This window comes from Micromonospora sp. NPDC048930 (assembly GCF_043197935.1).
Classification (GTDB): Bacteria; Actinomycetota; Actinomycetes; order Mycobacteriales; family Micromonosporaceae; genus Micromonospora.
This window is the reverse complement of sequence record NZ_JBICUB010000010.1, coordinates 151,696-174,877: the sequence shown is the minus strand read 5'-3', so window position 1 is coordinate 174,877 and position 23,182 is coordinate 151,696. Positions and strand designations below refer to the sequence as shown.

The 23,182-nt window shown below is 73.0% G+C and carries 19 protein-coding genes and 1 pseudogene; 7 read left to right on the top strand and 13 right to left on the bottom strand.

Annotation, left to right across the window (positions count from 1 at the left end):
* Positions 1-38 precede the first annotated feature (38 nt).
* Complete coding sequence (locus ACGFI9_RS25245; RefSeq protein WP_393181560.1) at positions 39-1,301, bottom strand: nucleotide sugar dehydrogenase; 1,263 nt, start codon at positions 1,299-1,301, stop codon at positions 39-41.
* Between the two features lie 180 nt (positions 1,302-1,481).
* On the opposite strand from ACGFI9_RS25245, the gene ACGFI9_RS25240 reads away from it, so the two are divergent.
* Together ACGFI9_RS25240 and ACGFI9_RS25235 are read left to right on the top strand one after the other, a co-directional pair.
* Complete coding sequence (locus ACGFI9_RS25240) at positions 1,482-3,968, top strand: Tex family protein (RefSeq protein ID WP_393181558.1); 2,487 nt, start codon at positions 1,482-1,484, stop codon at positions 3,966-3,968.
* A 145-nt stretch (positions 3,969-4,113) separates the two neighbouring features.
* Positions 4,114-4,545 (top strand): hypothetical protein, encoded by a 432-nt coding sequence (locus tag ACGFI9_RS25235; RefSeq protein ID WP_393181556.1) that lies wholly within the window; start codon positions 4,114-4,116, stop codon positions 4,543-4,545.
* Here the strand turns inward: ACGFI9_RS25235 and ACGFI9_RS25230 are convergent.
* Genes ACGFI9_RS25230 through ACGFI9_RS25220 form a run of 3 tightly spaced genes read right to left on the bottom strand, consistent with a single transcriptional unit; the run spans position 4,508 to position 7,468 of the window.
* Entirely contained in the window at positions 4,508-5,518 is a 1,011-nt protein-coding gene (locus tag ACGFI9_RS25230) for a DUF389 domain-containing protein (RefSeq protein WP_393181554.1), read from the bottom strand. The genes ACGFI9_RS25235 and ACGFI9_RS25230 overlap by 38 nt on opposite strands.
* A gap of 58 nt (positions 5,519-5,576) precedes the next feature.
* A complete protein-coding gene (locus ACGFI9_RS25225; RefSeq protein ID WP_393181552.1) occupies positions 5,577-6,227 on the bottom strand; it encodes a GNAT family N-acetyltransferase in 651 nt (216 codons plus the stop codon).
* Positions 6,224-7,468: a glycosyltransferase family 4 protein gene (locus ACGFI9_RS25220; RefSeq protein WP_393181550.1), complete on the bottom strand. Its 1,245-nt coding sequence runs from the start codon at positions 7,466-7,468 to the stop codon at positions 6,224-6,226. The genes ACGFI9_RS25225 and ACGFI9_RS25220 overlap by 4 nt, the downstream gene beginning before the upstream one ends.
* Positions 7,469-7,580: 112 nt before the next feature.
* Here ACGFI9_RS25220 and ACGFI9_RS25215 point away from each other — a divergent pair, with 112 nt between their 5' ends.
* Positions 7,581-8,735 (top strand): DegT/DnrJ/EryC1/StrS family aminotransferase, encoded by a 1,155-nt coding sequence (locus ACGFI9_RS25215; RefSeq protein WP_393181548.1) that lies wholly within the window; start codon positions 7,581-7,583, stop codon positions 8,733-8,735.
* Positions 8,732-9,319, top strand: coding sequence for a sugar transferase (locus ACGFI9_RS25210; RefSeq protein ID WP_393181546.1), 588 nt, complete (start codon positions 8,732-8,734; stop codon positions 9,317-9,319). Before ACGFI9_RS25215 ends, ACGFI9_RS25210 begins: the two co-directional genes overlap by 4 nt.
* Positions 9,320-9,382: 63 nt before the next feature.
* Here ACGFI9_RS25210 and wecB read toward each other — a convergent pair whose 3' ends face one another.
* From wecB to ACGFI9_RS25195, 3 genes are read right to left on the bottom strand one after another with little or no spacing between them, the layout of a single operon-like run.
* A complete protein-coding gene (gene wecB / locus ACGFI9_RS25205; RefSeq protein WP_393181544.1) occupies positions 9,383-10,507 on the bottom strand; it encodes a non-hydrolyzing UDP-N-acetylglucosamine 2-epimerase in 1,125 nt (374 codons plus the stop codon).
* A 13-nt stretch (positions 10,508-10,520) separates the two neighbouring features.
* Positions 10,521-11,648 carry an NAD-dependent epimerase/dehydratase family protein gene (locus ACGFI9_RS25200; protein WP_393181543.1) on the bottom strand — a complete coding sequence of 376 codons (1,128 nt, stop codon included), beginning with the start codon at positions 11,646-11,648 and terminating at the stop codon, positions 10,521-10,523.
* The gene (locus ACGFI9_RS25195) at positions 11,642-12,682 is read right to left on the bottom strand and encodes a polysaccharide biosynthesis protein (protein ID WP_393181541.1); all 1,041 of its coding nucleotides are present in this window, start codon (positions 12,680-12,682) and stop codon (positions 11,642-11,644) included. The genes ACGFI9_RS25200 and ACGFI9_RS25195 overlap by 7 nt, the downstream gene beginning before the upstream one ends.
* A 212-nt stretch (positions 12,683-12,894) precedes the next feature.
* On the opposite strand from ACGFI9_RS25195, the gene ACGFI9_RS25190 reads away from it, so the two are divergent.
* A complete protein-coding gene (locus ACGFI9_RS25190; protein ID WP_393181539.1) occupies positions 12,895-14,460 on the top strand; it encodes a hypothetical protein in 1,566 nt (521 codons plus the stop codon).
* A gap of 164 nt (positions 14,461-14,624) precedes the next feature.
* On the opposite strand, the gene ACGFI9_RS25185 is transcribed toward ACGFI9_RS25190, so the two are convergent.
* Positions 14,625-15,935, bottom strand: coding sequence for a glycosyltransferase (locus tag ACGFI9_RS25185; RefSeq protein WP_393181537.1), 1,311 nt, complete (start codon positions 15,933-15,935; stop codon positions 14,625-14,627).
* Entirely contained in the window at positions 15,932-17,014 is a 1,083-nt protein-coding gene (locus tag ACGFI9_RS25180) for a glycosyltransferase (protein ID WP_393181535.1), read from the bottom strand. The genes ACGFI9_RS25185 and ACGFI9_RS25180 overlap by 4 nt, the downstream gene beginning before the upstream one ends.
* A gap of 118 nt (positions 17,015-17,132) precedes the next feature.
* On the opposite strand from ACGFI9_RS25180, the pseudogene ACGFI9_RS25175 reads away from it, so the two are divergent.
* Positions 17,133-18,356, top strand: a pseudogene (locus tag ACGFI9_RS25175) (glycosyltransferase); the annotation flags it as partial.
* A gap of 11 nt (positions 18,357-18,367) precedes the next feature.
* Here ACGFI9_RS25175 and ACGFI9_RS25170 read toward each other — a convergent pair.
* The 4 genes from ACGFI9_RS25170 to ACGFI9_RS25155 are packed head-to-tail and all read right to left on the bottom strand — an operon-like array spanning position 18,368 to position 22,009.
* The gene (locus tag ACGFI9_RS25170; protein WP_393181533.1) at positions 18,368-19,072 is read right to left on the bottom strand and encodes an acyltransferase; all 705 of its coding nucleotides are present in this window, start codon (positions 19,070-19,072) and stop codon (positions 18,368-18,370) included.
* Between the two features lie 24 nt (positions 19,073-19,096).
* Positions 19,097-19,636: a DapH/DapD/GlmU-related protein gene (locus ACGFI9_RS25165; RefSeq protein WP_393181531.1), complete on the bottom strand. Its 540-nt coding sequence runs from the start codon at positions 19,634-19,636 to the stop codon at positions 19,097-19,099.
* Complete coding sequence (locus tag ACGFI9_RS25160; protein ID WP_393181529.1) at positions 19,629-21,062, bottom strand: lipopolysaccharide biosynthesis protein; 1,434 nt, start codon at positions 21,060-21,062, stop codon at positions 19,629-19,631. Before ACGFI9_RS25160 ends, ACGFI9_RS25165 begins: the two co-directional genes overlap by 8 nt.
* Positions 21,059-22,009, bottom strand: a complete 951-nt coding sequence (locus tag ACGFI9_RS25155) for an NAD-dependent epimerase/dehydratase family protein (protein WP_393181527.1) — start codon at positions 22,007-22,009, stop codon at positions 21,059-21,061. Before ACGFI9_RS25155 ends, ACGFI9_RS25160 begins: the two co-directional genes overlap by 4 nt.
* A gap of 234 nt (positions 22,010-22,243) precedes the next feature.
* Here ACGFI9_RS25155 and ACGFI9_RS25150 point away from each other — a divergent pair, with 234 nt between their 5' ends.
* Positions 22,244-23,173, top strand: coding sequence for an NAD(+)/NADH kinase (locus ACGFI9_RS25150; protein WP_393181525.1), 930 nt, complete (start codon positions 22,244-22,246; stop codon positions 23,171-23,173).
* The last annotated feature ends 9 nt before the right edge of the window (positions 23,174-23,182 follow it).

The window sequence follows — 23,182 nt, the reverse complement described above, 5'->3', positions numbered from 1 at the left end:
GCGACGGGTCGCTGGTGCGGCCCGGGCAGCCCGCTGTCCTACAGGCGTTCCACCACGGGTCCCGAGCACCGGTTGCGCGCGTCGAAGACGTAGCGTGCGCGCCTGGTCACCATCTCGTAGTCGAAGACGTCGTGGTCCGTCGCCACGATCACCGCGTCGGCCGCGTCGACCTCCGGCTCGGTCAGCTCCACGACCAGCACCCCGCCGGGGATGTGGTGCGGCTCGGCGTACGGCTCGACGGCGCGGACCTCCGCGCCGAGGTCGCACAGCCGCCGGGCCACCTCCGCCGCGGGCGAGTCGCGCATGTCGCCGGTGTTCTTCTTGTACGCCAGGCCGAGCAGCAACAGCCGGGCGCCGCTGACCGCGCGGCCGGTCCGGTTGAGCCCGGCCATGATCCGTTGCGTCACGTGCTCGGGCATCTCGTGGTTGACGTCGTTCGCCAGCTCGATGAAGCGGAACTGCCGACCCAGCCGCCGCTTGACCTGCCAGGAGAGGTAGCAGGGGTCGATCGGCAGGCAGTGCCCCCCGACCCCGGGCCCGGGCCGGAACGGCATGAACCCGAAGGGCTTCGTCTCGGCGGCCGCGATGGCCTGCCAGATGTCGATGTCCAGGTGGTGGGAGACCATCGTGAGTTCGTTGATCAGGGCGATGTTGACCTGCCGGAAGGTGTTCTCGATCAGCTTGGTCAGCTCGGCCACCCGGGTGGAACTGACGGGGACGGTGCGCGCCACGATCCGGCGGTAGAACTCGTCCACCCGGGCCAGCGCCGCCGGGTCCACCCCCGAGACCACCTTCGGCGTGTTCTCCAGCCGCCAGGTCGGGTTACCCGGATCGATCCGCTCCGGGCTGTAGCCGAGGTGGAAGTCGCCCGGGCTGCACAACCCGCTGGCCGACTCCAACAGCGGACGCAGCAGTTCCTCCGTGGTGCCCGGGTACGTGGTCGACTCCAGCACCACCACGCAACCCGGCCGGACGTACGGGCCGATGCCGGTGCCGGCCTGCTCCACGTAACTGAGGTCGGGGGTGCCGTCGCGGAGCGGGGTCGGCACGGTGATCACGCAGACGTCGAAGCCCTCGGCATCGGCGTACTCCGCGCTCGGACGGTAGCGGCCGCTGCCGAGCGCCCGACCGAGCCGGTCGGCCGGAATGTCCTCCACGAAGGACTCACCCGAGGCCAGCCGCTTGACCCGGTCGCTGTCGACGTCCAGACCGACAACGTCGAAGCCCGCCTCGACGGCCCGCATGGCCAGCGGCAGACCGACGTAACCCTGGCCGATCACGACCAGCTTCTCAGCACTCACCCGGGCTCCAGACAGACGCAGGAATCATCTGGTTGGAGGCTAGAGGGATTTTTGATGCCGTAAGTCCGTTTTGACGATTTCGACGACTCGCCGACCCCCGGGGGGTCGCCGGGGTGCAGGCGCGTCGGGGGCGGCCGGCACAATGCAGGGCGGAACCCACCCGAGAAGGCGGATCAGATCGTGACCCAGTCTGTTCATCAGCGGATCGCCGAGGAGCTCGGCGTCGCGGAACGTCAGGTGCGGGCGGCCGTGGAGCTGCTCGACGGCGGCGCCACCGTGCCGTTCATCGCCCGTTACCGCAAGGAGGCCACCGGCCTGCTCGACGACGCGCAACTGCGCACCCTCGAGGAGCGGCTGCGCTACCTGCGCGAGCTGGACGAGCGGCGCGCCGCGGTGCTGGAGTCCATCCGCAGCCAGGGCAAGCTCGACGAGGCCCTGGAAGCGCAGATCATGGCGGCCGACTCGAAGTCCCGGCTGGAGGACATCTACCTGCCGTACAAGCCGAAGCGGCGGACCCGGGCCCAGATCGCCCGCGAGGCCGGCCTCGAGCCGCTCGCGGACACGCTGCTCGCCGACCCCACGCAGGACCCCCGGGCCACAGCCGCCGGCTTCGTGGACGCCGACAAGGGCGTCGCCGACGCCGCCGCCGCGCTGGAGGGCGCCCGGGCCATCCTCATCGAGCGCTTCGCCGAGGACGCCGACCTGATCGGCACCCTGCGCGAGCAGATGTGGTCGCGGGGCCGGCTGGTCTCCCGGGTACGCGAGGGCCAGGAGAGCGCCGGCGCCAAGTTCGCCGACTACTTCGACTTCGCCGAGCCGTACCCGAAGCTGCCCTCGCACCGGATCCTCGCTGTGTTCCGGGGCGAGAAGGAGGGCGTGCTCGAGCTGACCATGGACCCGGAGGCCGAGGGCGACTCCGACGCCGTGGTCACCGGCCCGACCCGCTACGAGGCGGCGATCGCCGGCCGGTTCGGGGTCAGCGACCAGGGGCGCCCGGCCGACCGGTGGCTGGCGGACACGGTGCGCTGGGCCTGGCGCACCCGGATCCTCATCCACCTCGGCGCCGACCTGCGGATGCGGCTCTGGCAGGCGGCCGAGGAGGAGGCCGTCCGGGTCTTCGCCACCAACCTGCGCGACCTGCTGCTCGCCGCGCCCGCCGGCGCGCGACCCACCATGGGCCTGGATCCGGGCCTGCGGACCGGCGTGAAGGTGGCCGTGGTGGACGCCACCGGCAAGGTGGTCGCCACCCACACGATCTACCCGCACGAGCCGCGCCGGCAGTGGGACGCCTCGATCGACATCCTGGCGAAGCTGGCCGCCGCGCACGGCGTCGAGCTGGTCGCCATCGGCAACGGCACCGCCAGCCGGGAGACCGACAAGCTGGCCGGCGACCTGATCAAGCGGCACCCGGAGCTGAAGCTGACCAAGGTGGTGGTCTCCGAGGCCGGCGCCTCGGTCTACTCCGCCTCCGCGTACGCCTCCCAGGAGCTGCCCGGGCTGGATGTTTCGCTGCGCGGCGCGGTCTCCATCGCCCGCCGCCTCCAGGACCCGCTCGCCGAGCTGGTGAAGATCGACCCGCGCTCGATCGGCGTCGGCCAGTACCAGCACGACCTGTCCGAGGTGAAGCTGTCCCGCTCGCTCGACGCGGTCGTCGAGGACTGCGTCAACGCGGTCGGCGTGGACGTCAACACCGCCTCCGCGCCGCTGCTCACCCGGGTCTCCGGCATCGGCGCCGGGCTGGCCGAGAACATCGTGCTGCACCGGGACGCCAACGGGCCGTTCCGCACCCGGGCCGATCTCAGGAAGGTGCCCCGGCTCGGGCCGAAGGCGTTCGAGCAGTGCGCCGGCTTCCTGCGGATCCCCGGTGGGGACGACCCGCTGGACTCCTCCAGCGTGCACCCCGAGGCGTACCCGGTGGTGCGCCGGATCCTCGCCCACACCGGGCAGGACCTGCGCGCGCTGATCGGGAAGTCGGCGATCCTGCGTGGCCTGCGGGCCACCGACTTCGTCGACGACACCTTCGGCCTGCCCACCGTCACCGACATCCTCGCCGAGTTGGAGAAGCCCGGCCGCGACCCGCGCCCGGAGTTCCGGACGGCGACGTTCGTCGAGGGCGTCGAGACGATCGGCGACCTGCGGCCCGGGATGGTGCTGGAGGGCGTGGTCACCAACGTGGCCGCGTTCGGCGCGTTCGTCGACGTCGGCGTGCACCAGGACGGCCTGGTCCACGTGTCCGCGATGTCGCACACCTTCGTCAAGGACCCGCGTGACGTGGTGAAGTCCGGTGACGTGGTGCGGGTCCGGGTGCTCGACGTCGACGTGCCGCGCAAGCGCATCTCGCTCACCCTGCGGCTGGACGAGGAGGCGCCGGCCGCCGGCGGTCGTTCCCAGGGCGGCGACGGCCGCCGCGACCGCAGCACCCAGGCTGGCGCCCAGCGTGGCACCGGCCAGGCCGGCGCGCAGCGTGGCACCGGCCAGGCCGGCGCGCAGCGTGGCCAGAGCGGCAGCCAGGGCGGCGGCGGTCCACGCGGCGGCCAGAGCGGCAGCGGCGCGCGCGGCGACCGGGGTGGCTCGCGGGGCACCGCCCAGCAGCGCCCGGGACGCCCCGCTCCCGCCCCGGCCAACAGCGCCATGGCCGACGCCCTGCGCCGCGCCGGCCTGGCCTGACCCCCTCCCCTCCCTGCCCCCTCCCCGCCCCGTCGATCTTGCACTTCGGGTTGGCCTTTTGTCCGCTCAAGACCCGCTCGTCCCCACCACAACCGCAAGATCGCCGGGGTGGGGCGGGCGGGGGTGGGGCGTATCGTCGGCAGGTGTGACGGACGGCGGGGTGGAGTGGCGGGAGCGGCGGGGGCGGGCGGTGCGGGCGCACGCCGAGGCCGACGCGCGGCAGCGCGCGGCCGAGCAGGCCGAGGCGGCGGCGCTGGTGGGCCGGTTCGCCGCTGAGGCGACCCGGCGCGGGCTGCGCACCGACCGTCTCACCGCCGCGCCCTACAACGGACGTGGGCGCTACCGCACCCCGCTGACCGGCTGGTACATCGACCGGGTCCGGAGCAGGGCGGTGGGCACCGACGGTCGGTTCTACCTGTTGGCCGTGCCGGCCAGTCTCCGGTCCCGGCTGCTCGGCGCCCGGCTCGAGCCGTCGGCGCCGCCACTGGTCGTGGGCCGGGGCGGCCGCGACGGGGAGTCGCTGCCCCTGTCGACGCTGCTCAGTCTGCGGCTCGAGGCGGGCGACGACTGGCGCTGACCCCGGTCGCCTCCCGGTCGGCCCGCTGCCGGGGCACGCCCCGGTCCGCCCGCTGCTCCACCCGCCGCCACCAGCACCACTGCACCACCAGGGTGAGCAGGCCCGCCAGCACGATCGCGGCCAGGTTGATCACCAACTGGAGCGCCGAGCCGGCCGCCTCGGGCCAGACCCCGTACGCCGCCGCGACCGCGACGTTCGCGGCCGCCGGCACGGTGGTCACCGAGATCAGCACCCCGACCAGGGAACCGGACTTCTTCGAGGTCAGCGAGAGCATGCCGGCGACCCCGGCGAGGATGCCCACCACCCAGGAGAGGGCGTCCGGACGCCAGATGAAGTCGGTCAGCGGGCGGTCGGCCAGCAGCATCCCCCGGTCGACCAGGCCGACGGCGGTCAGCACCCAGGTGCTGAGGACGGTGACCAGCATGGCGGCCAGGAAACCGACCACCAGGGCCTGAACCGACCGGACGATGACCCGCGGTTGCCGCCGGAGCAGCGCGACGCACAACGCGGCGAGCGGGCCGAACTCCGGGCCGACCACCATCGCGCCGACGATCAGGATCGGCTGGTCGAGCAGCACGCCGATCCCGGCGATCATCGTGGCCACGATGATGAGCGCCAGGAACGTGCCGCTGAGCACCGTCTGTTCCCCGGTCTTCGCGGCGATCTCGTCCCAGACCACCGCGTCCTCCCCGTACCCGGGTGCCGCGCGGGCCGCGCGTTCCGCCGCCGCGGAGAGGGTCACCTCGACGTCGTCGGCCGAGATGCCGCCCCGCGCCTCGACGCCGAGGTCCCGGAGCCGCCGCAGCACGCTGTCGGCGCTCTCCCGGACCACGTCGCACAGCACCAGGTCGCCCTGGGGTTGCCGCGCGGCGCCGGGCAGCACCACGAGGTGGGTGACGCCAGGTTCCGCGGACAGCACGTCGACCACCGCGGACGACCGGTCCGGCGGTGCGATCACCCGGAGATGCAACACGGCGGGTACTCCCTGCGGCTGGGCGGCTCCCACGCCGCCGGTCGCCGCACTGTACCCGTCAGGCCACCGGCTCTCCCACGACTGGGACGGGCGGGGCGGCCGAGATCCCGTAGCAGTTCATCCGCCGTCCCTCGCGGGTGGCCCAACTGCCCCGCAGCGTCCAGCCCGCCCGCCGGTAGAAGTCGTTCACCCGGTCGTTGCCGTCCGCGTCGGTGGTCAGGTATGCCGAGGTCACGCCGCGCCGGCGGACCTCGCGCCACCAGGCGTCGATGAGCCGTCGGCCGTGCCCGCCGTGCTCGGCTTCGGGGTCGACGCAGATCGAGCTGAGCAGGGCGCCCCGGGTCTCGACCGGAACGCCGCCCCGGTAGGCGACCCCACGCAGCACCCGCAGGGCCACCGCCGGGCGGCGCAGCACCGCCGGCACGCTCGCCAACGCGAGCCGCGGGCCGCGCTGCCGCAGCAGCCGGCGGAAGAACAGCTCCGGGGCGACGGTGCCGACGACCGTGCCGACCAGACGGCCGTCCGGGTCCCGGGCGACTGCGGTGACCGCGTCGGGGTCCCGGACGAAGCCGGCGTAGAACTCGCGCAGGAAGGGCTCGCCCAGCGTGGACAGGAAGAACCGCTCGAACGCGCGCAGGTGCAGCGCGGCGGCCGAACGGACGTCGTCGGGACGCAGGACGTCGAGGTCGCCGAGGGTGCCGGGGCTCATCGGCGGTCCCCCGCGCCGGCGGCGGCGCACAGCGCCTCCTCCACCCGTCGGACCCCGGAGGCCAGGGAGTACTCCCGGTCGTAGAACTCCCGGCCGTCCCGGCCGAGCAGGTCCAGCTTCTCCCGCCCGAACGCGCACAGCTCACGGACGGCGTCGGCGATCGAGCGGGGATCCCCGGGTCGGGCGGTGATCCCCGCGCCACTCGCGGATGCCACCGCCGCGGCGTCACCGTCCGCCGCGACGAGCAGCGCGCGGCCGGCGGCGAGGATGCCCTGGACCTTGCTCGGCATCGTGTACGCCGACATGCCGGTGGGCCGCAGGCTGACCACGTGCGCGTCGCCGGTTCGCAGCAGCGCCGGCATCCGCTCGGCGGGCAGCCGGCCGAGGAACCGCACGTTCCGCAGCCCGTGCCGCGCGACCTGCCGGCGCAGGCGTTCCTCGGCCACGCCGGAGCCGGCGAGCAGGCAGACCAGCCGGGGGTCGTCGACCATCGCCAGGGCGTCGACGAGGGCGTCGAGCCCCTGCGCCTCGCCCATCGTCCCGGCGTACACCAGGACGATCTGGTCGTCGCGCAGGCCCAGCTCGGCGCGGAGGTCGCCGGGATCGGCCCCGGCGGGTTCGTCGGCCCACATCGGGATGTGCACCAGCTTGTGCTCGGGCACCCCCCGCCGGACCAGCAGTTCGCCGACCCCGGGCGAGATGTACGCCACCCGGGCGGCGGACCGGTACATCGCCGCGCACCAGCCGGCCATGCCCCGGGCCAGCAGGCCGCCCCGCCGGCCCGCGCCGAGGAAGCCGCTGGCCTGCGCGCTGTCCGGCCACAGGTCGAGCACGTGCAGCACCACCGGGATCCGGTGCGCGTAGCGGGCGAACCACATCGGGAGCGAGACGGTGATCGGGGAGTTGCTCACCCAGAGCGCGTCCAGGCCACGCAGGACATCGGTGCCGGAGGCGAGGGCCGAGGCGGCGAAGGAGCCGTAGGTGGCCAGCCGGCGCAGCGCGGAGTCGTCGTGGCTCGGGTAGAGGGCGACCCGGCGGATCCGCACCCCCTCGGCGTCCACCTCGTCCTGCCGCCGGCTGATCCGGTAGCCCGGGGCGAGCCGGCCGGTCGGCCAGTTCGGAAAGCCGGTGAGCACCTGGACGTCGTGGCCGCGTCGAGCGAGGCCGCGCGCGAGGCTGCCCGGCAGCGCCGCCGGCCCTGGCTCGGGGTCGTACCACTGGGTCAGCAGACCGACCCGCATTCGTCACCTCACGAACCAGTTTCATAAACGGGCAAATAGTCACCAGAAGGGGCGAAGCGAGTTTAACCTCCGACGAGGCAAAACGGACGCAAGGCAGTAAAGAGGAGTTCCGGTGCGAGACAGCAGACTTCCCTTCGCGTTGCCTGACATCGGCGAGGAGGAGATCGCTGCCGTCACCGCCGCTCTCCGCTCGGGATGGCTCTCCAGCGGGCCGTTGGTGCCGCGGTTCGAGCAGCGGTTCGCCGAGGCGTGCGGACCGGGGGTCAGCGCCGTCGCGGTGAACTCGGCGACCGCCGGCCTGCACCTGTCGCTGGAGGCGCTCGGCGTCGGACCGGGCATGGAGGTGCTGGTGCCGACCTGGACCTTCACCGCCACCGCCGAGGTCGTCGTGCATCTGGGCGCCGAGCCGGTGCTGGTCGACGTGGACCCGGTGACCCTGAACCTGGATCTCGCCGACGCGGCCCGGAAGGTCACGTCGAGGACCGTCGCGGTGCTGCCGGTGCACTTCGCCGGGCGGCTCGTCGCCCCGGCGGAGTTGCGTGCGTTCGCCGAGCGCCACCAACTGGCCGTGGTCGAGGACGCCGCCCACGCCTTCCCCGCGAGCAGCCAGGGCGTCGCCGTCGGGGCCGGGACGAGCGCGGCGACGGTGTTCAGCTTCTACGCGACGAAGACGATCACCACCGGCGAGGGCGGGATGGTGGTCACCCGCGATCCCGACCTGGCCCGGCGCCTGCGCACCACCCGGCTGCACGGCTTCGACCGGGACGGCTTCGACCGCTACCGCAGCGACCGCCCGGCCTGGCGGTACGACGTGGTCGAGGCCGGCTGGAAGTGCAACCTCACCGACCCCGCGGCCGCCCTCGGCCTGGTCCAGCTCGACCGCGCGGAGGCCATGCGCTCGCGCCGGGAGGAGATCGCCGGCCGGTACCGGGACGCCCTCGCCGGACTCCCCCTCGACCTGCCCGCACCGGCCCCCGCCGGCGACGTGCACGCCTGGCACCTGTTCGTGGTCCGGCTGCACCCCGGCACGTCACCCGACCGGGACGAGTTCATCCAGGAGATGTCCCGCCTCGGGGTGGGCTGCAGCGTGCACTTCATCCCGCTGCACCAGCACACCTACTGGCGGCGCCGGTACCACCTCACCGACGCCATGTTCCCTGTCGCCAGCGCCGAATTCGCGCGCGTGGTCAGCCTGCCCATCTTCTCGGCGATGACCGACGAGCAGGTCGACCGCGTCATCACGACCGTCCACAAGGTGCTTCAGTGATCAAAAGACTCTTCGACCTCGCCGTCGCGGCGGCGGCCCTGATTCTCTGCGCCCCCGTCCTGGCCGTGATCGCCCTGGCGATCCGGCTGGACGACGGCGGGCCGGTGCTCTTCCGACAGGAACGCGCCGGCCGGGGCGGACGCAGTTTCCACATCCACAAGTTCCGGACCATGCGCACCGGACCCGGCGCCGCCGTCACCTCGGACACCGACGACCGGATCACCCGGGTCGGGCGGCTGCTGCGGGCGAGCAAGCTCGACGAACTCCCCCAGCTCTTCGACGTGCTGGTCGGCCACATGAGCCTGGTCGGCCCCCGACCCGAGATCCGCCGGTACGTCGACTGCTGGCCGCCGCTCGCCCGCTGGCGCATCCTCTCCGTACGTCCCGGCATCACCGACCCGGCGTCGATCGCGTATCGCAACGAGTCGGCGGAACTCGCCCGGGTGGCGCAGCCGGAGGAGTACTACCTGTCGGTGGTGCTGCCGCGGAAGGTGGAGATGTACGTCCGCTACGTCGAGAACCGCAGCTTCCTCGGCGACCTGCTGATCCTCGCCCGCACCGTGCAGGCGGTGCTGGTCCGCTGACCCGCGCCGAAGGGGGCCGGGGACATCGTCCCCGGCCCCCTTTCCGTGCCCCGATGACGCTGCTCAGCGGCGGATGCCGGCCCAGTCGTGGTGGCGGCGGACGGTGGAGAGGATGAAGTCGACGACCCGGCGGGAGGTGTCCGGCACCTGGTAGTCGACCGGGCAGGGCACCCCCGCGGCGGCGACCTGGTCGACCGTCACCCGGACCGCCTCCAGCACCCCGTCCGGGTCGAGGCCGGTCATCACGATGCCGCCCGCGTCCAGCGCCTCCGGCCGCTCGATCGAATCGCGCAACGTCACCGCCGGGAAGCCGAGGATCGCGGCCTCCTCGCTGATCGTGCCGCTGTCGGAGAGCGTGCACCGGGCCCGGCGTTGCAGCTGCACGTAGTCGATGAACCCGAACGGCTCGTGGAAGGTGATCCCGTCGAGGGTCAGCGCGTCGGCGGCGAGCGCCTCCAGCCGCTTGCGGGTACGCGGGTGGGTGGAGACGAGCACCGGCAGGCCCCAGGCGTCCCGCACGGCGCGCAGGCAGTCGAGCAGCCGGCCCAGCCGGTCGGGCCGGTCGACGTTCTCCTCCCGGTGCGCGCTGACCAGGAAGTACCCGCCCTCGTCCAGGCCGAGCCGGTCGAGCACGGTCGAGCGCTCGACGTCCGGCAGGTAGTGCGTCAGCACCTCCCGCATCGGCGAGCCGGTGTGCAGGATCCGTCGCGGGTGCAGCCCCTCGGCGAGCAGATTGCGCCGGGCGTGCTCGGTGTAGACCAGGTTGAAGTCGGCGACGTGGTCGACCAGCCGGCGGTTGGTCTCCTCCGGCACGTTCAGGTCGAAGCAGCGGTTGCCCGCCTCCATGTGGTAGACCGGCACCCGCATCCGGCGGGCCATCAGGGCGCCGATGCAGCTGTTCGTGTCGCCGAGCACCAGCAGCGCGTCCGGGCGCAGCTCGGCGATGGCCTCCTCCATGCCGATCAGCACCCCGCCGAGCACCCGCCCCAGCGAGGAGGTGTCCACCCGCAGGAACCGGTCCGGCTCGCGCAGCCGCAGCTCGGTGAAGAACACGTCGGAGAGCGAGCGGTCCCAGTTCTGTCCGGTGTGCACGAGAACGTGGTCCACGGTGCGGTCCAACCGGTCCAGCACCCGGGACAACCGGATGATCTCGGGACGGGTGCCGACCACCGTCATCACTCGGGTCATGCCTGTTCCTCCCTCACGCCGCCACCACGGCCGGCTCCGCGGTGGTCAACTCCACCGGCTCGGGCCAGGTGTCGGGCCGGCCGGGGTCGAAGACCTCGTTGGTCCAGAAGAGGGTGAGCAGTTCCGCCGACCCGGTGTTCACGATGTTGTGCGCCCACATCGTCGGCATGTCCACCACCACCGGCTCGGTCCCGTCGACCGGAAGCCGGACGATCGTGTCGTCGCCGACGCGGCGCAACCGGATCTCCGCGCTACCCCGCAGCACACAGAACCGCTCCACCTTGGCGAGGTGGAAGTGCTCCCCCCGGACCACGCCGGGACGGCTGGTGGAGCAGAACGTCTGCCCACCGCCGCCGTGCACCCGGACCGTCTCCACCAGCTCGCCGCGCGCGTCGGCGCGGCGGGTGGTCGGCAGTGGGTAGTGCGCCGGGAAGCAGTGCGACCGGTAGGTGTTGAACAGCCGCACGGCGTGCCGGTCGGTCAGCGGCGGGATGTCGCCGGTGCGGTAGAGCGCCGCGAATCCGCCGAGCCGGTCGGCCAGCTCCCGCACCCCGATCCGGAGGCCCGGCATGTCGGCGTCCCAGGAGCCCCCGTCCGGGGCGGCCATCAGCCGGGCCGCCGCGTCGGTGACGTGCACCAGGGTGAGCTCGCGGTCCTCGTGCACCTCCGGCGAACGCTGCTCGGCGAGCATTCGGCAGAAGGTGGCCACCACGGAGTTGTAGTAGGGCTGGCCGTGCTCGCCGTACAGGTTCGGCAGCCGCACGTCCACCAGGTCCGGCCGCGCGGCCGCCAGGGTGACCGCGGCGACCGCCTTCGAGTCGCCGTACGGCGTGCCGTTGCCCGCCTGCACCGAGTTGGCGAAGACGACCGCGCCGGGCGGGATGACGCAGCGGCGCAGCCCGCGGACCAGGGCGGCGGCCAGCTCGACGTTCCCGGCGGCCACCTCACGGGGGTCACCCCGGTTCACCCCGGCCAGGTGCAGCACCCGGTCGACGCCGTCCAGCTTCGCCGCCAGCACCGCCTCGTCGAGCAGCGCGGCCCGGTCGATCAGGACCGGGTCCGGCCAGCCCAGGGCGCGGGCGAGCACGCGGACGTGCCAGCCGAGGAAACCCTGACCGCCGGTGATCGCCAGCCTCAGCATGCCAGCACCGGGTCCCGCAGGGCCAGCTCCGCGCGGATCTCCGGCAGGGTGCGCAGCAGGTCCATGATCTGGGGTACGTCCAGGCGCGGCGCGTTGGCCGAGTTGAAGTCCTCGGCCGGGGGCTCGCGCAGCTCCCCCTCGGAGGTGTAGAGCGCGTAGTTGAGGTCACGTGCGTCGATGGGCACCCGGAAGAAGTCGCCGAAGTCGTCCGCCTGGGCCAGTTCCTCCCGGCTGGCCAACGTCTCGTCCTGCTTCTCCCCGTGCCGCACGCCGATCACCTCGGTCTTCGACGGCACGTCGAACAGGCGGCACATCGCCTCGGCCAGGTCGCCGATCGTGCACGCGACCGCCTTGCGGATGAAGACGTCGCCGGGGCGGGCGTGCTGGAAGGCGTGTTCCACCAGCTCCACCGAATCGGTGAGCGACATCAGGAAGCGGGTCATCCCCGGGTTCGTCACCGTGGGCGCACGTCCCGCCTTGATCTGCTCGACGAAGAGCGGGATCACGGAGCCCCGCGAGTACATGACGTTGCCGTACCGGACACAGGAGACGACCGTCCGGCTGCGCGGGTTGTTGCGCGCATGCGCCTGGGCGACCTTCTCCATCAGCGCCTTGCTGATCCCCATCGCGTTGACCGGGTAGACGGCCTTGTCGGTGCTCAGCACCACCACCGAGCGCACCCCGTTGCGCTCGGCGGCCTCGATCACGTTGGCGCTGCCGAGGATGTTCGTGCGGACCGCCTCCAGCGGGAAGAACTCACAGGACGGCACCTGCTTCAGCGCGGCCGCGTGGAAGATGAAGTCCACGTCGTGGCTGGCCAGGCGCACCGAGTCCGCGTCCCGGACGTCGCCGATCAGGTACCGCACCCGGTCGTCGCCGAGCTGGCGACGCATCGCGTCCTGCTTCGCCTCGTCCCGGCTGAGCACCCGGACCTCGCCGACGTCGCCGTCGAGCAGGCGACGCACCATGGTCTGGCCGAAGGAACCCGTGCCACCGGTGATGAGCACCCGGCGTCCCGCAGTCAAGAAAGTCACTGACGCTCCCGTTGGTTGGCTTGCGTGGACGGGCCGACCCGGGGTGAGCAGGGTCCGGCCCGCACTTGCTGTAACGAGGAAGCGCGCAGCCCGAAACGCCATAAAAGGTACAGACTCGCATTAACGTCGCAGGATGGACGATACCGGATGTCCGTGGTCGCGCCAATGCGCCGCGCGGGCGGCCATCAAGTGTTATAACTCCTTGGATTGATTTGCGCGATTTAGGCGAATTCTTCTCATCGACGTTCTCCGACCACGCCGGCGGCCGATCGGGCCGCACGGCAGGCGGGCATCGCGGAGGACGAGCCGAGACGGAACGAGGCGATGGCGACATGACCTTGGTACGCAGCGACGTGCGGCAGGGCACCGCCTGGTCAGGCCGGACAGCGACCCTTCCCGTCCTCGACCCCGCGCCCGACGCCGCGATTCACCGCACCACCGCGGCCACGGCGTCGAACGGGAAAGTCCTCCACGGCCTGCGACCGTGGCTGCCCCTGCTCGTGGCCCTGGCCTGGATGCTCGGCACGTTCGGCGCCTTCTGGCTGGGTGGGCAGGCGGACGAGGTGCCGGATCCGGCACGGCTCTGCCTGTTCGTGCTGAGCGCGACGACCGTCTTCGCCCTTGGCTACGTGGCTCGGATCGTCCTGCGACCACCACAGGCCCGTCCTGCCGACGACACCCCGCAACGGATGCGTCGCATCCACCGGCTCGTCTTCTGGGGTGCCTGGTACTACGCGGCGCTCGGCGCGGCGCTCCTGCTGGAGTACGGCGCGAACAGCCCCGGGGACATCCTGCGGAGCATCATGGACCCCGCCGACAGCTACGCGAGCAAGTTCGCGATCTACCAGGCGCAGCAGGATTCGGGGCGGGTGAGCCTCCCGATCCAGGTGCTGACGCTGCTGGCCGTCCTGTCGACCGCAACTGTGCCGCTGCTGGCGGTCCACTGGCGGGGGCTCACCCCTCGGCTGAAGACGACGGCACTGCTCGGCATCAGCGTCTACATCGTGTTCTTCCTGTACATCGGGACCCTCAAGGGCCTCGGCGACACCGTCGTGATGGCGCTTGCCGGGCTCATGGTGGCCTCCGTGGCCCGGCTCCGCATCCGCCGACGGCGGCCGACGCGACGCGGAGTCCTCGTCGCGGTGGTGCTGCTCGCCGTCTTCGGGTGGTACATGGTCGGCAATCAGGCGGCCCGCGTCAGTCTGTTCGGCACCCAGGACGTCATGCGAGCCAACCCGGCGGTGGCGCGCGTGGTCGGGAACGAGGCGGCCACGGGCGTCGCGGCCACCATCTTCTATCCGACGCACGGCTACCTGGGCCTGGCCTACAACCTGGAGACCCCGTTCGAGTGGTCGCGCGGCCTGGGCGCCAACCCCGCGGTTGCCTCCTACGCCGGTCAGTACCTGAAGGCGGACGTCACCGAGCATCCTCCGTATCCCACGCGCACCGAGGCCCGCACCGGCTACCCGGCCGGCTTGTACTGGTCGACCGCGTACCCTTGGCTCGCCTCGGACCTGACCTTCCCCGGGGTGGTGGCGCTGATGGGACTGCTGGGCTGGTTCCTGGCCCGATTCTGGACCGAGGCCGCCTACCACCGCGAGATCCTGCCAACACTGATATTCGCGCAGCTCGCGCTGGTCATCGCCTACCTGCCGGCGAACAATCAGCTGGGTGCGTCCCGGCCGGGGCTGATCGGCCTGGTCACTCTCGCCGTGCTCTACGCGGCCACCCGCGTCAACCGCCGCGCACGCGCGCTTCGGTCCGCCGAGCCGACCTGAGGTTCCCGGGCAAGCGGCAAGCATGGTCGCCTGCCGCCGGCCGCTGACGCCCCACGCGGGTGTCCTTCCGCCATCGAGGGCGTTGCCCGTCGGTGGTGCAGGGGCTGCGCATCCGGGCTCCACGGCGAGGCCCGCCAGGATCTGGCCGGGCGGGCCTGGCGACGTCAGGCGTCCGCCCGGACACCCCCGTCCCGGTCGTCCGCACGGGCGGCCCGGTGTCCGACCGCGACCGTCGGACCGCCGGCCATGGCCGGCCGACCCGTCGCACCCGCGGTGAGGCCGGCCAGGAAGGACCGCAGCCGCTCACCCTGGGCTTCCGGGGAGCGTCCGTTCCGGACGAACGCGGCCCCGCCGGCGCCAAGGGCCCGGGCCGCCGCTGCCGGCAAACTGAGGACAGCCGCGATGCTCTCCCGCAGCCCGTCGGCCGTGTCCGGTTCGGCGAAGCGCAGCCAGGGCGCGTACTCGGGGGGTATGCCGGGCAGGCGGGTGGTGACCACCGGCACCCCGGCGGCAAGGTACTCGATGAGCTTCGACGGGAACGAGTACCGCACGAATCCCTGGTCGACCGGCCGGGGGTTGACCAGCACGGCGGCGGTGGCGAGCCGGCCCACCAGTTCGGCGCGGTCGAGTACGGCCGGCGGCCGGATCCGGGGGTCCGCCTCGGCCTGCGCCCGCAGCCAGTCCGTCAGCTCGCCGCGCCCGTACAGGCACAGCCGCAGGTCCGGGTCGGGCAGCCCGCGGAACGCCTCGACCAGCCGGTCGACCCCGTAGGCCCGGGTCAGCCCGCCCGCGTAGGCCACCTCCCGCACGGCGGGACGGGGTGGCGCCGACCGGTCGACCGGGGGCGGCGCGAAGATCCCTTCCATGACGAGCCGGGGCTTGCCCGGCGCGAAGTCCTCGGCGAGCGCCGAGGTCAGGGCGACGACGCCGGTGCACCGACGCAACGCGGCCCGGACCAGCGCCACGTCGATGCCACGCAGCAGGCGGAGCAGCCGCCCGTCGGTCGGCTGCGCCACTCCGGGGGGATCGGTGAGCACCACGACGACCCGCAGGTCGGACCGGCGGGCGGCCAGCGCCCCGAACCAGAGGAACGGGCTGTGCACACCGTGGACCATCAGCACGTCGCTGCGGTGCTCGCGCAGGCCGCGGGACGCCGAGCGGCACGCCGCCGCGAAGCGGGTGAGGTGCTTGGCGCCGAGGAGGTTCACGAAGCCGAGCAGCCGGCCGTCGATCCCGTCCTGACGGAACCTCCCCCCACGGAAGACGACCTGGCGGTTGCGCGGGTACGTGGAGACCGGCGCGGCCGAGACGAGTTGCACGGGACAGCCGCCGGCGCGGAGGCTGCGGGCCACCGCCCAGGCGAAGGTCTGCGTCTGGGTCGCCAGGACCGTGTCCCGGGCGGTGATCCGGGCGAACACGTCGTCCGGCACGGTGAAGCCGAGCAGGGTGACCCGCGGCGCGCAGGTGTCGTTCACGACAGTTCCCCGAGGATCCGCCGGTACGTCCCGTCCAGCGTGGCGAGCATCGCGTCCAGGCTGTAGCCGTTGTCGACCACCTTCCGCGCCAGGTCGCCGACGTCCCGGCGTTCCGCCGGGTCGGCGAGCAGCGGTGCGATCGCGGCGGCCAGCGCCGACGGGTCGGCCGGCGGTACCAGCCGACCGCCGCCCTGGCGGAGGACCTCGACGTTTCCGCCCACGGCGGAGGCGACCACCGGCAGGCCGTGCGCCATCGCCTCCAGCAACGCGTTCGACAGGTTCTCGTGCAAGGAGGGGAACACGAACAGGTCGGCGGCCGAGAGCAGGTCGGGCACGTCCGAGCGGCCGCCGAGCAGCCGCACCGTCACCGGCCCGGCGTCGCGCAGCGCCGCCTCGATCCCCGCCCGGTCGGGTCCGTCGCCCGCCACGAGCAGCACCCGACGAGCCGGCCCCGGGGGCAGCCGGCGCAGCGCCCCGGCGAGGGTCGCGAAACCCTTTTCCCAGGTCAGCCGACCGACCGTGAGCATGACCAGGTCGTCGCCGGTCAGGTCGAGCGTGGCCCGGACCCGCTCCCGGGCCGCACGCGGCTCGGCCGGCACCGGCACGCCGTTGGGTATCACGCCGACGAACCGCCGGCCCACCCCGGCCAGGAAGTCCCGGCCGGCGGCGTACTCGCAGACGGTGGCGACGTGCGTGGCGGCCCGCAGGGTGAACGGTTCCGCGCCGTGCACGAGCAGCCGGTGCCGCCAGGACCGCCCCGCGTACCGCAGGTCCCGTACCGTCCCGTGCACGGTGACCAGGATCCGCCGGCACCCGGCCAGCCGTGCCGCGAGTACCCCGTGGAACCCCTCGTTCTGCAGGCCGCGCACGTGCACCAGGTCCGGCCGCACCCGGCGCAGCAGGGTCACCCACTCCCGCAGCAGCGCCACGTCCAGGCCGCCGTTGCCGCGGTGCTGGTGCATCCGGACGAACTCGTAGCGCTCGGCGAGCGGCGACGCGAGCACCCGCTCGACCGCGGTCAGCGGGCCGTTCGCCCCGGGCGAGCCGGCGTAGTGCTGGACGACCACCGGTCGGCTCACCGGTCGCCTCCCGCCACCGGCCGCCGTCCGGAACGGTCGGCTCTCCCCCTCGGCCTCCACGTCTCCCCCTCGATGACACGTCGCGACGCTGCGACCAGTACAAGCAGGACAGCGTACGATGATTCCGGCAAATACCTCTTACCTATATGAACGACTGAATTGCCGAGGTGGCATGGACCAGACCGCAGCGACCTCCGTCGCACCGTCCCCGCGCGCCGTCGCCGCACCGGTGTCGCCTCGACTGCTCGTCCTCAGCGCGTTCCGGTTTCCGCACGGCGATGCCATGTCGAACCGGCTCCTCCAGCTCACGCGCTCGGCCCCACCGGCGGGAGGCACCGCCCTGGTGGTCAACGACTGGCCGGACGACGGGAGTCGGCCGCACCCCGCCCCCGCACTGCCACCGGAGGTGCGGCTGCTCACGCTCACCGGCCGCTTCCACGGTCGGCCGGCCCGGTGGCTGCGCCGGCAGGCGCGACCGATCCGGGTGCTGCGCGCCCTGCACCGGGCAGGCGTACAGCGACGGGAGCTGAGCTGCGTCTACGTGCCGTTGAACCTGTTCGGTTTCACGAGCTGGGCGGTCCTGCGGGCCGTCCTGCGCGTCCCGGTGCTGGTCGACGTGCTCGAACGGCACGACCCGGGGCAGTTTCCCCGGGGGCGGCTCACGCCCTACTTCCTCCGCCACCGGTGGTCGTCCCTGCTCGCCGGCCGCCTCGCCGACCGGGTGGTCACCGTCTCGGAGACCCTCGGCGCCCACTACGCGCGGCGCGGCCGCCCGGTCCTGGTGGTCCCGCCGCAGGTCGACTGCGCGGAGTACGCCCCGCCCGAGCCACCGCTCCTGGCCGGCGGCCTGCGGATCCTGTACGCCGGTTCACCCGGCCCGAAGGACCTCCTCGCCGTCGTGCTGCGGGGCCTGGCCATGCTGCCCGCACCCGAGCGGCGCCGGGTCCAGCTGGTGGTCGCCGGCGTGTCCCGGGAGGACGCTCCCCGGTCGTCCGACCTGGACGCCGGCCTGCTCGACGCCGACTCCGTCACGTTCCTCGGCCGGGTGTCCCGGGACCGGGTGCTCGCCGAGCTGCGCCGGTCGCACTTCTCGGTCCTGGTCCGGCCGGACGCCGGCTACGCCCGGGCGGGCTTTCCGTCGAAGGTGCCCGAGAGCCTCGCCGCCGGCTGCCCCGTACTGCTCAACCACACCAGCGACCTCGCCCGGTACGTGCGAGACGGGCGGGAGGGCATCGTGCTGGACGGGCCCACCGCGGAGGACGTCCGCCGCGGGCTACGCCGGGCGCTGCACCTCGACGACGCGCAGTGGCGACGGATGAGCCAGGCCGCCCTGGCCCGCGCCCGCGACTTCGACTACCGCTCCTGGACCTCGACGGTCCGCACCTTTGTCGACAGTGGCGCGGTCGACGCCGCGAACGCTCCCGGCAGGTCGGCCAGCGCGGCCAGTTCCTCGTCGCCCAGCCGCCGGTCCGCCGGGTAGAGCGCACACTCGTGTTCGCGGATGGTCGCCACCGGCCACCGCAGCCGGATGATCCGCGCCGGGTTTCCGGCCACGATCGCATAGGGCGGCACCGACCGGGTCACCACGGCCCCCGCCCCGACGACCGCACCACGTCCGATCGTCACGCCGTGCAGCACGATCGCCCGGGTGCCGATCCACACGTCGTCCCCGATGGTCACGCCCCGGTCGTACCGCTGGTCGCCGGGTTGCTTGCCCACCGCGATCATCGGCCGGCCGACGAGGTCGGTGCGGTGGTTCCCACCCCGGATGGTGACCTCCGGGCCGAACATGACGTTGTCGCCGATCCGGATCCGCCCGCGGGCGGCGATCAGCATCGGGCGGTACCCGAGGTCGACGTTGCTGCCCAGCTCGATCGTCTCGAAGGAGTACACCCCGTCCGGATCGAAGACGACGTTGTCCCCGCGGGCCGCGAAGCGCCCGGCCAGGGCCCATCCCCGGACCGCCCGGCGGATCCGCCGACCGGCCGTCCACCCCAGGTCGGCCGCCGACGCCAGTCGCCGCAGCACCGGGCCCGGCCGGCCGCGCCTCACCCGCACCGGGCCACCTCCGCACCGACCGCCTCAGCGCCCGGGAACACCGTAGTGCTCCCGAATCACCGCGGCCTTCTGCTGGGCCGGCAGGTGCCCGCAGCCCAGGGATTTCGCGCGCATCGCGGTCAGGTACTCGTCGGTGCTGCGGATGACCCGCGCGGGCACCCCGGCGGCGACGCTGTTGGCCGGGATGTCGCGGGCCACCACCGAGCCGGCGCCGATGATGCACCGGTCGCCGATGGTCACCCCGGGCAGGATGATCGAGCGGACGCCGATGTAGACGTCGTCACCCACCCGGATCGGCGCCGTCCACTCCAGGTCGGGGTGCTCCCGGCGCAGGATCAGCGTCCCGCCGTCGTGGGTGACGAACTGGACTCCCGCGGTGATGAAGACGTTGTCACCGAGCGAGACCAGCCAGGGCTCGGAGCCGAACATGGCGCGGTCGATGCCGTAGAAGCGGACCCGGCCCCTCAGGTCGACCCCGATGGAACGGGCGAACCCCTCGGGATCGCGGGCGCAGGCCCTGCGGTCGCGTACCGTCGCGACCACCCGGCGAACCGTGTCAAGCATGGCGGCAGACCTCCAACGGATCTGTGGGGTGGGCGGAGACGACGATCAGCACCCGGCGGTACCCCAGCACTGCGGCCGGGAGGACCGTCACGGCGTAGGCGAGACTCGCCACGACGGCGACCCCGGTCAGGCCCAGAGCGTTCGCGAGGTAGACCTTCGCGGGTATCGACAGAGCCAGGCACGCGGACCAGCCGGCCAGTTGCGGACGGAGCAGGCCGAGGCTGTTCTGCGCCATGAACAGCGGCGCGGCGCAGGCCAGCAGGACGGAACCCACGGCGAGCGCGGCGAACAGGCCGGTCGGCAGCCGAGCGGGACCATCGTCGCCGAGCCAGAGCCGCAGCAGGTCGTTGCCGAAGAACACCAGCCCCGTCGCCGGGACCGCGACCGCCGCCGCCGACAGGCAGACCATCCGGGCCGTGGTCCGTCGGACCCAGTCCAGGTCGCCGCGGGCGAGCGCCTCTCCGTTCGCCGGCCACAGCGGCAGATTGACCAGGGTGACGAAGAGCGCGAGCAGGGCGAAGAGCCGGAGCACCACGGCGTAGGTGGCCGCCTCCGCCAACCCGAGCACCCGGCCCACCAGGAAGGCGTCGAGGTTCAACGCCACCGAACTGAGGACCGAGACAGCGAAAAAGGCGACACCCAGCCGGAGCAGCCCGCCCGCGCGGGCGAGGTCCACGGCGTCGAGACGCGGACGCAACCGCGGATACCGCCGGCCGAAGAGGTGGATCGTGTTGACGAGGTTCGTCGCCGGCACCGCCAGCACCGCGGCCGCGATGACCGGCAGCGGCCCGAGATCGGCGCGGACCGCCAGGAACACCAGGGCGACGGAGACCAGGCTGCCGCCAGCCTGCCACAGGTTGCTCCGGCCCACCTCCTGGTAGGCGTACTGGACCCGCTGCACCAGGGCCAGGGGAAGGTTGAGCAGGAACGCGCCCAGACAGACCAGCATGACGGGCCGCACGTCCCCGGCCACCCCGGCGGCCGGGACGCCGAACAACGCCGGCCAGTCGACCAGTCGGACCGAGCCGGCCAGTACGGCGAACAGGACCAGGGCCGCGCACGCCAGCAGGGCGTAGGCGGTGCCGATCTCCCGCGCCGCCGTGCGATCGTCGCCCTCGGCCCGCAGCCGCGACAGCCTGGTCAGCAGGCCGTTGCCGAGCCCGAAGTCGGCGAAGAGCGCCATGCTGGTCAGCGAGGTGACCGCCATCCAGAGCCCGTACCGCTCGGGGCCGAGATAGCCGAACGTGAGCGGCGTGACCACGAGCGGAGCGGCCAGCCCGACCGCCTTGCCGGCCAGCGAGGAGACGATGCCCACGGCCAGCGTCCGACCCCGCGAGGTGGCGGTCGGCGGCGGGGAGCCCTCGGACACCAGCGATCCGGCGGCCCCCACCGGACGGGCCCGGTGCGCCACCGGCTGGTCGGTCATCCCACCGGCTGCTTCGACATCCGGGTCGCGTACCACTCGACGGTCGCGCGAACTCCCTCGGTCCACGGCACCGGCGACACGTCCGGGAAGAGCGCCCGCAGCGCCGAACTGTCCGCCTGGGAGTCCCGGACATCGCCGGGGCGGGGCGCCTCGTGCACGATGTCCAGCCGCCGGCCGAGGACCCGTTCCAGCTCGGCGATCAGTTCGAGCAGCGAGATCCGCGCCCCGAACGCGAGGTTGACGACGTCGGGAGCGCAGACCCGACGCAGCACCGCGTCCACGATGACCGAGGTGACGCTGCCGACGTAGGTGAAGTCGCGGGTCTGCCGACCGTCCCCGTGGACGCGCAGCGGCTCCCCGGCCAGCGCGGCAGCGACGAACCGCGGCACGACCGCGGCGTACGCGTGGTTCGCGGCCTGGCGGGGCCCGAACACGTTGAAGAAGCGGAAGGGCAGTACCGACATGCCGTAACAGGTTCCGTACGCGAGGGCGTACGCCTCGGTGGCGAGCTTGGAAACCGCGTACGGGCTCACCGGCATCGCCCGGAGGGTCTCCACGCGGGGCAGCACCGGGTTCGACCCGTAGACGGAGGAGGAGGACGCCACGATCACCTGCGGCACACCGTGGCGGCGCGCCGCCTCCAGCACGGTGAGGGTGCCGGTAGCGTTGGCGTGGTGGCTGCGCATCGGATTGTCGATCGAGCGGGGCACCGACCCGAGGGCGCCGAGATGGACGATGCTGGCCGCCCCCGCGACGGCCTCGTCGAGCAGCTCGGCGTCGAGCACGCTGCCCTGGAACAGGCGAACCGGCAGGTCGAGCAGGTTGTCCAGGGACCCGGTGGACAGGTCGTCCACCGCGGCGATCCTGCTCACCTGCGGCACCTCCGCGAGCGCCCGAACCAGGTTGGAGCCGATGAAACCGGCCCCTCCGGTCACTACGATCTTCACGGTCCCTCCCGTCCGATCGGGGGCGCGACGACGCCCGGCCGTCACGCCGCACCCGACCGGCTCAACGAGCGGCAACCAGGCAGGATGCGCGAAAAGTCACCTTTGTGCCTGCGAGTCCGGATCCGCTCCGGGACCGGCACGGCGAGCGGCCCGGGCACCGGCGGCCTGATCCCACCACCGGCGCAGCTTCCGGTACGCCCGCCGGGCCGTCCGCACATGTGATGAGCTGTACCGGTGGCGGGCTACGTGTTCGGGCTGGTCCTGCATCCCACCCGGGACGTCTCGGAGGTGCTGGGGATCATCGAGGAATGGGCGGCCCAGCACGGCAAGACCCTGGCCGTCCGGACCGAGGACGCGCACCGGGTACCGCCGTCGGTGGAGCTCGTCCCCGCCGGCCAGCTCGCCGCCCGGTCGGACGCGCTGATCAGCATCGGCGGTGACGGCACGATGCTGGGCGCGCTGCGCTCGGCGATCCGGGATCCGAAGCCGGTGCTCGGGGTGCACCTGGGGAAGCTGGGCTTCCTCGTCGAGGTGGAGCCGCCGGAGCTGCCGCGGGCGCTGGAGCGGCTGGTCGCCCGCGACTTCACCGTCGAGTCGCACGCCTGCCTCGCCTGTGACGTCTGCGGCGACGACGTGGTGGCGTTCAACGACATCGCCCTGGTCCGCCACCCCGGGGCCGGCTTCGTCACCGCCACCCTCGCCGTCGACGGCCAGCGGTACGGCTACTACCGCTGCGACGCGCTGGTGGTGAGCACGCCGACCGGCTCGACGGCGTACAGCTACGCGGCCGGTGGGCCGTTGATCTCCCCGGCGACGCAGGCGGTGGTGGTCACGCCGTCGGCCCCGATGGCCGGCATCTCCCGCTCGGTGGTGCTCTCCCCCCACGAGACCATCCACTTGGAGCTGCGCCCGGACTCGGCGCCGGTGGCGGTGGAGATGGACGGGCTGGTCATCCGGGAGGCGGCGACCGAGGGCGCGGTGCACGTCCGGTACGTCCGGGACGCCGGCCTGGTGGTCCGCCTCGACCCGCGCCGCTACCAGGAGCGCAACCAGCTCAAGCTGAGCCTGCTCGACCTGCCGCTGCTGCCCGACCAGCTCCGGGAACTGCTGCCCGAGGGGATGCGGGAACAGCTCAACCGCCGCGAGCTGCCCCCGCCCCGATAGGGCCCTGGG

Excerpts from the sequence above, each read along its gene's own strand:
- ACGFI9_RS25225 (WP_393181552.1), bottom strand. The coding sequence starts at position 6,227 with ATGAGCCCCGGCACCCTCGGCGACCTCGACGTCCTGCGTCCCGACGAC.
- ACGFI9_RS25200 (WP_393181543.1), bottom strand. The coding sequence starts at position 11,648 with ATGCTGAGGCTGGCGATCACCGGCGGTCAGGGTTTCCTCGGCTGGCAC.
- wecB (WP_393181544.1), bottom strand. The coding sequence starts at position 10,507 with ATGACCCGAGTGATGACGGTGGTCGGCACCCGTCCCGAGATCATCCGG.
- ACGFI9_RS25165 (WP_393181531.1), bottom strand. The coding sequence starts at position 19,636 with ATGCTTGACACGGTTCGCCGGGTGGTCGCGACGGTACGCGACCGCAGG.
- ACGFI9_RS25160 (WP_393181529.1), bottom strand. The coding sequence starts at position 21,062 with ATGACCGACCAGCCGGTGGCGCACCGGGCCCGTCCGGTGGGGGCCGCC.
- ACGFI9_RS25220 (WP_393181550.1), bottom strand. The coding sequence starts at position 7,468 with ATGCGGGTCGGTCTGCTGACCCAGTGGTACGACCCCGAGCCAGGGCCG.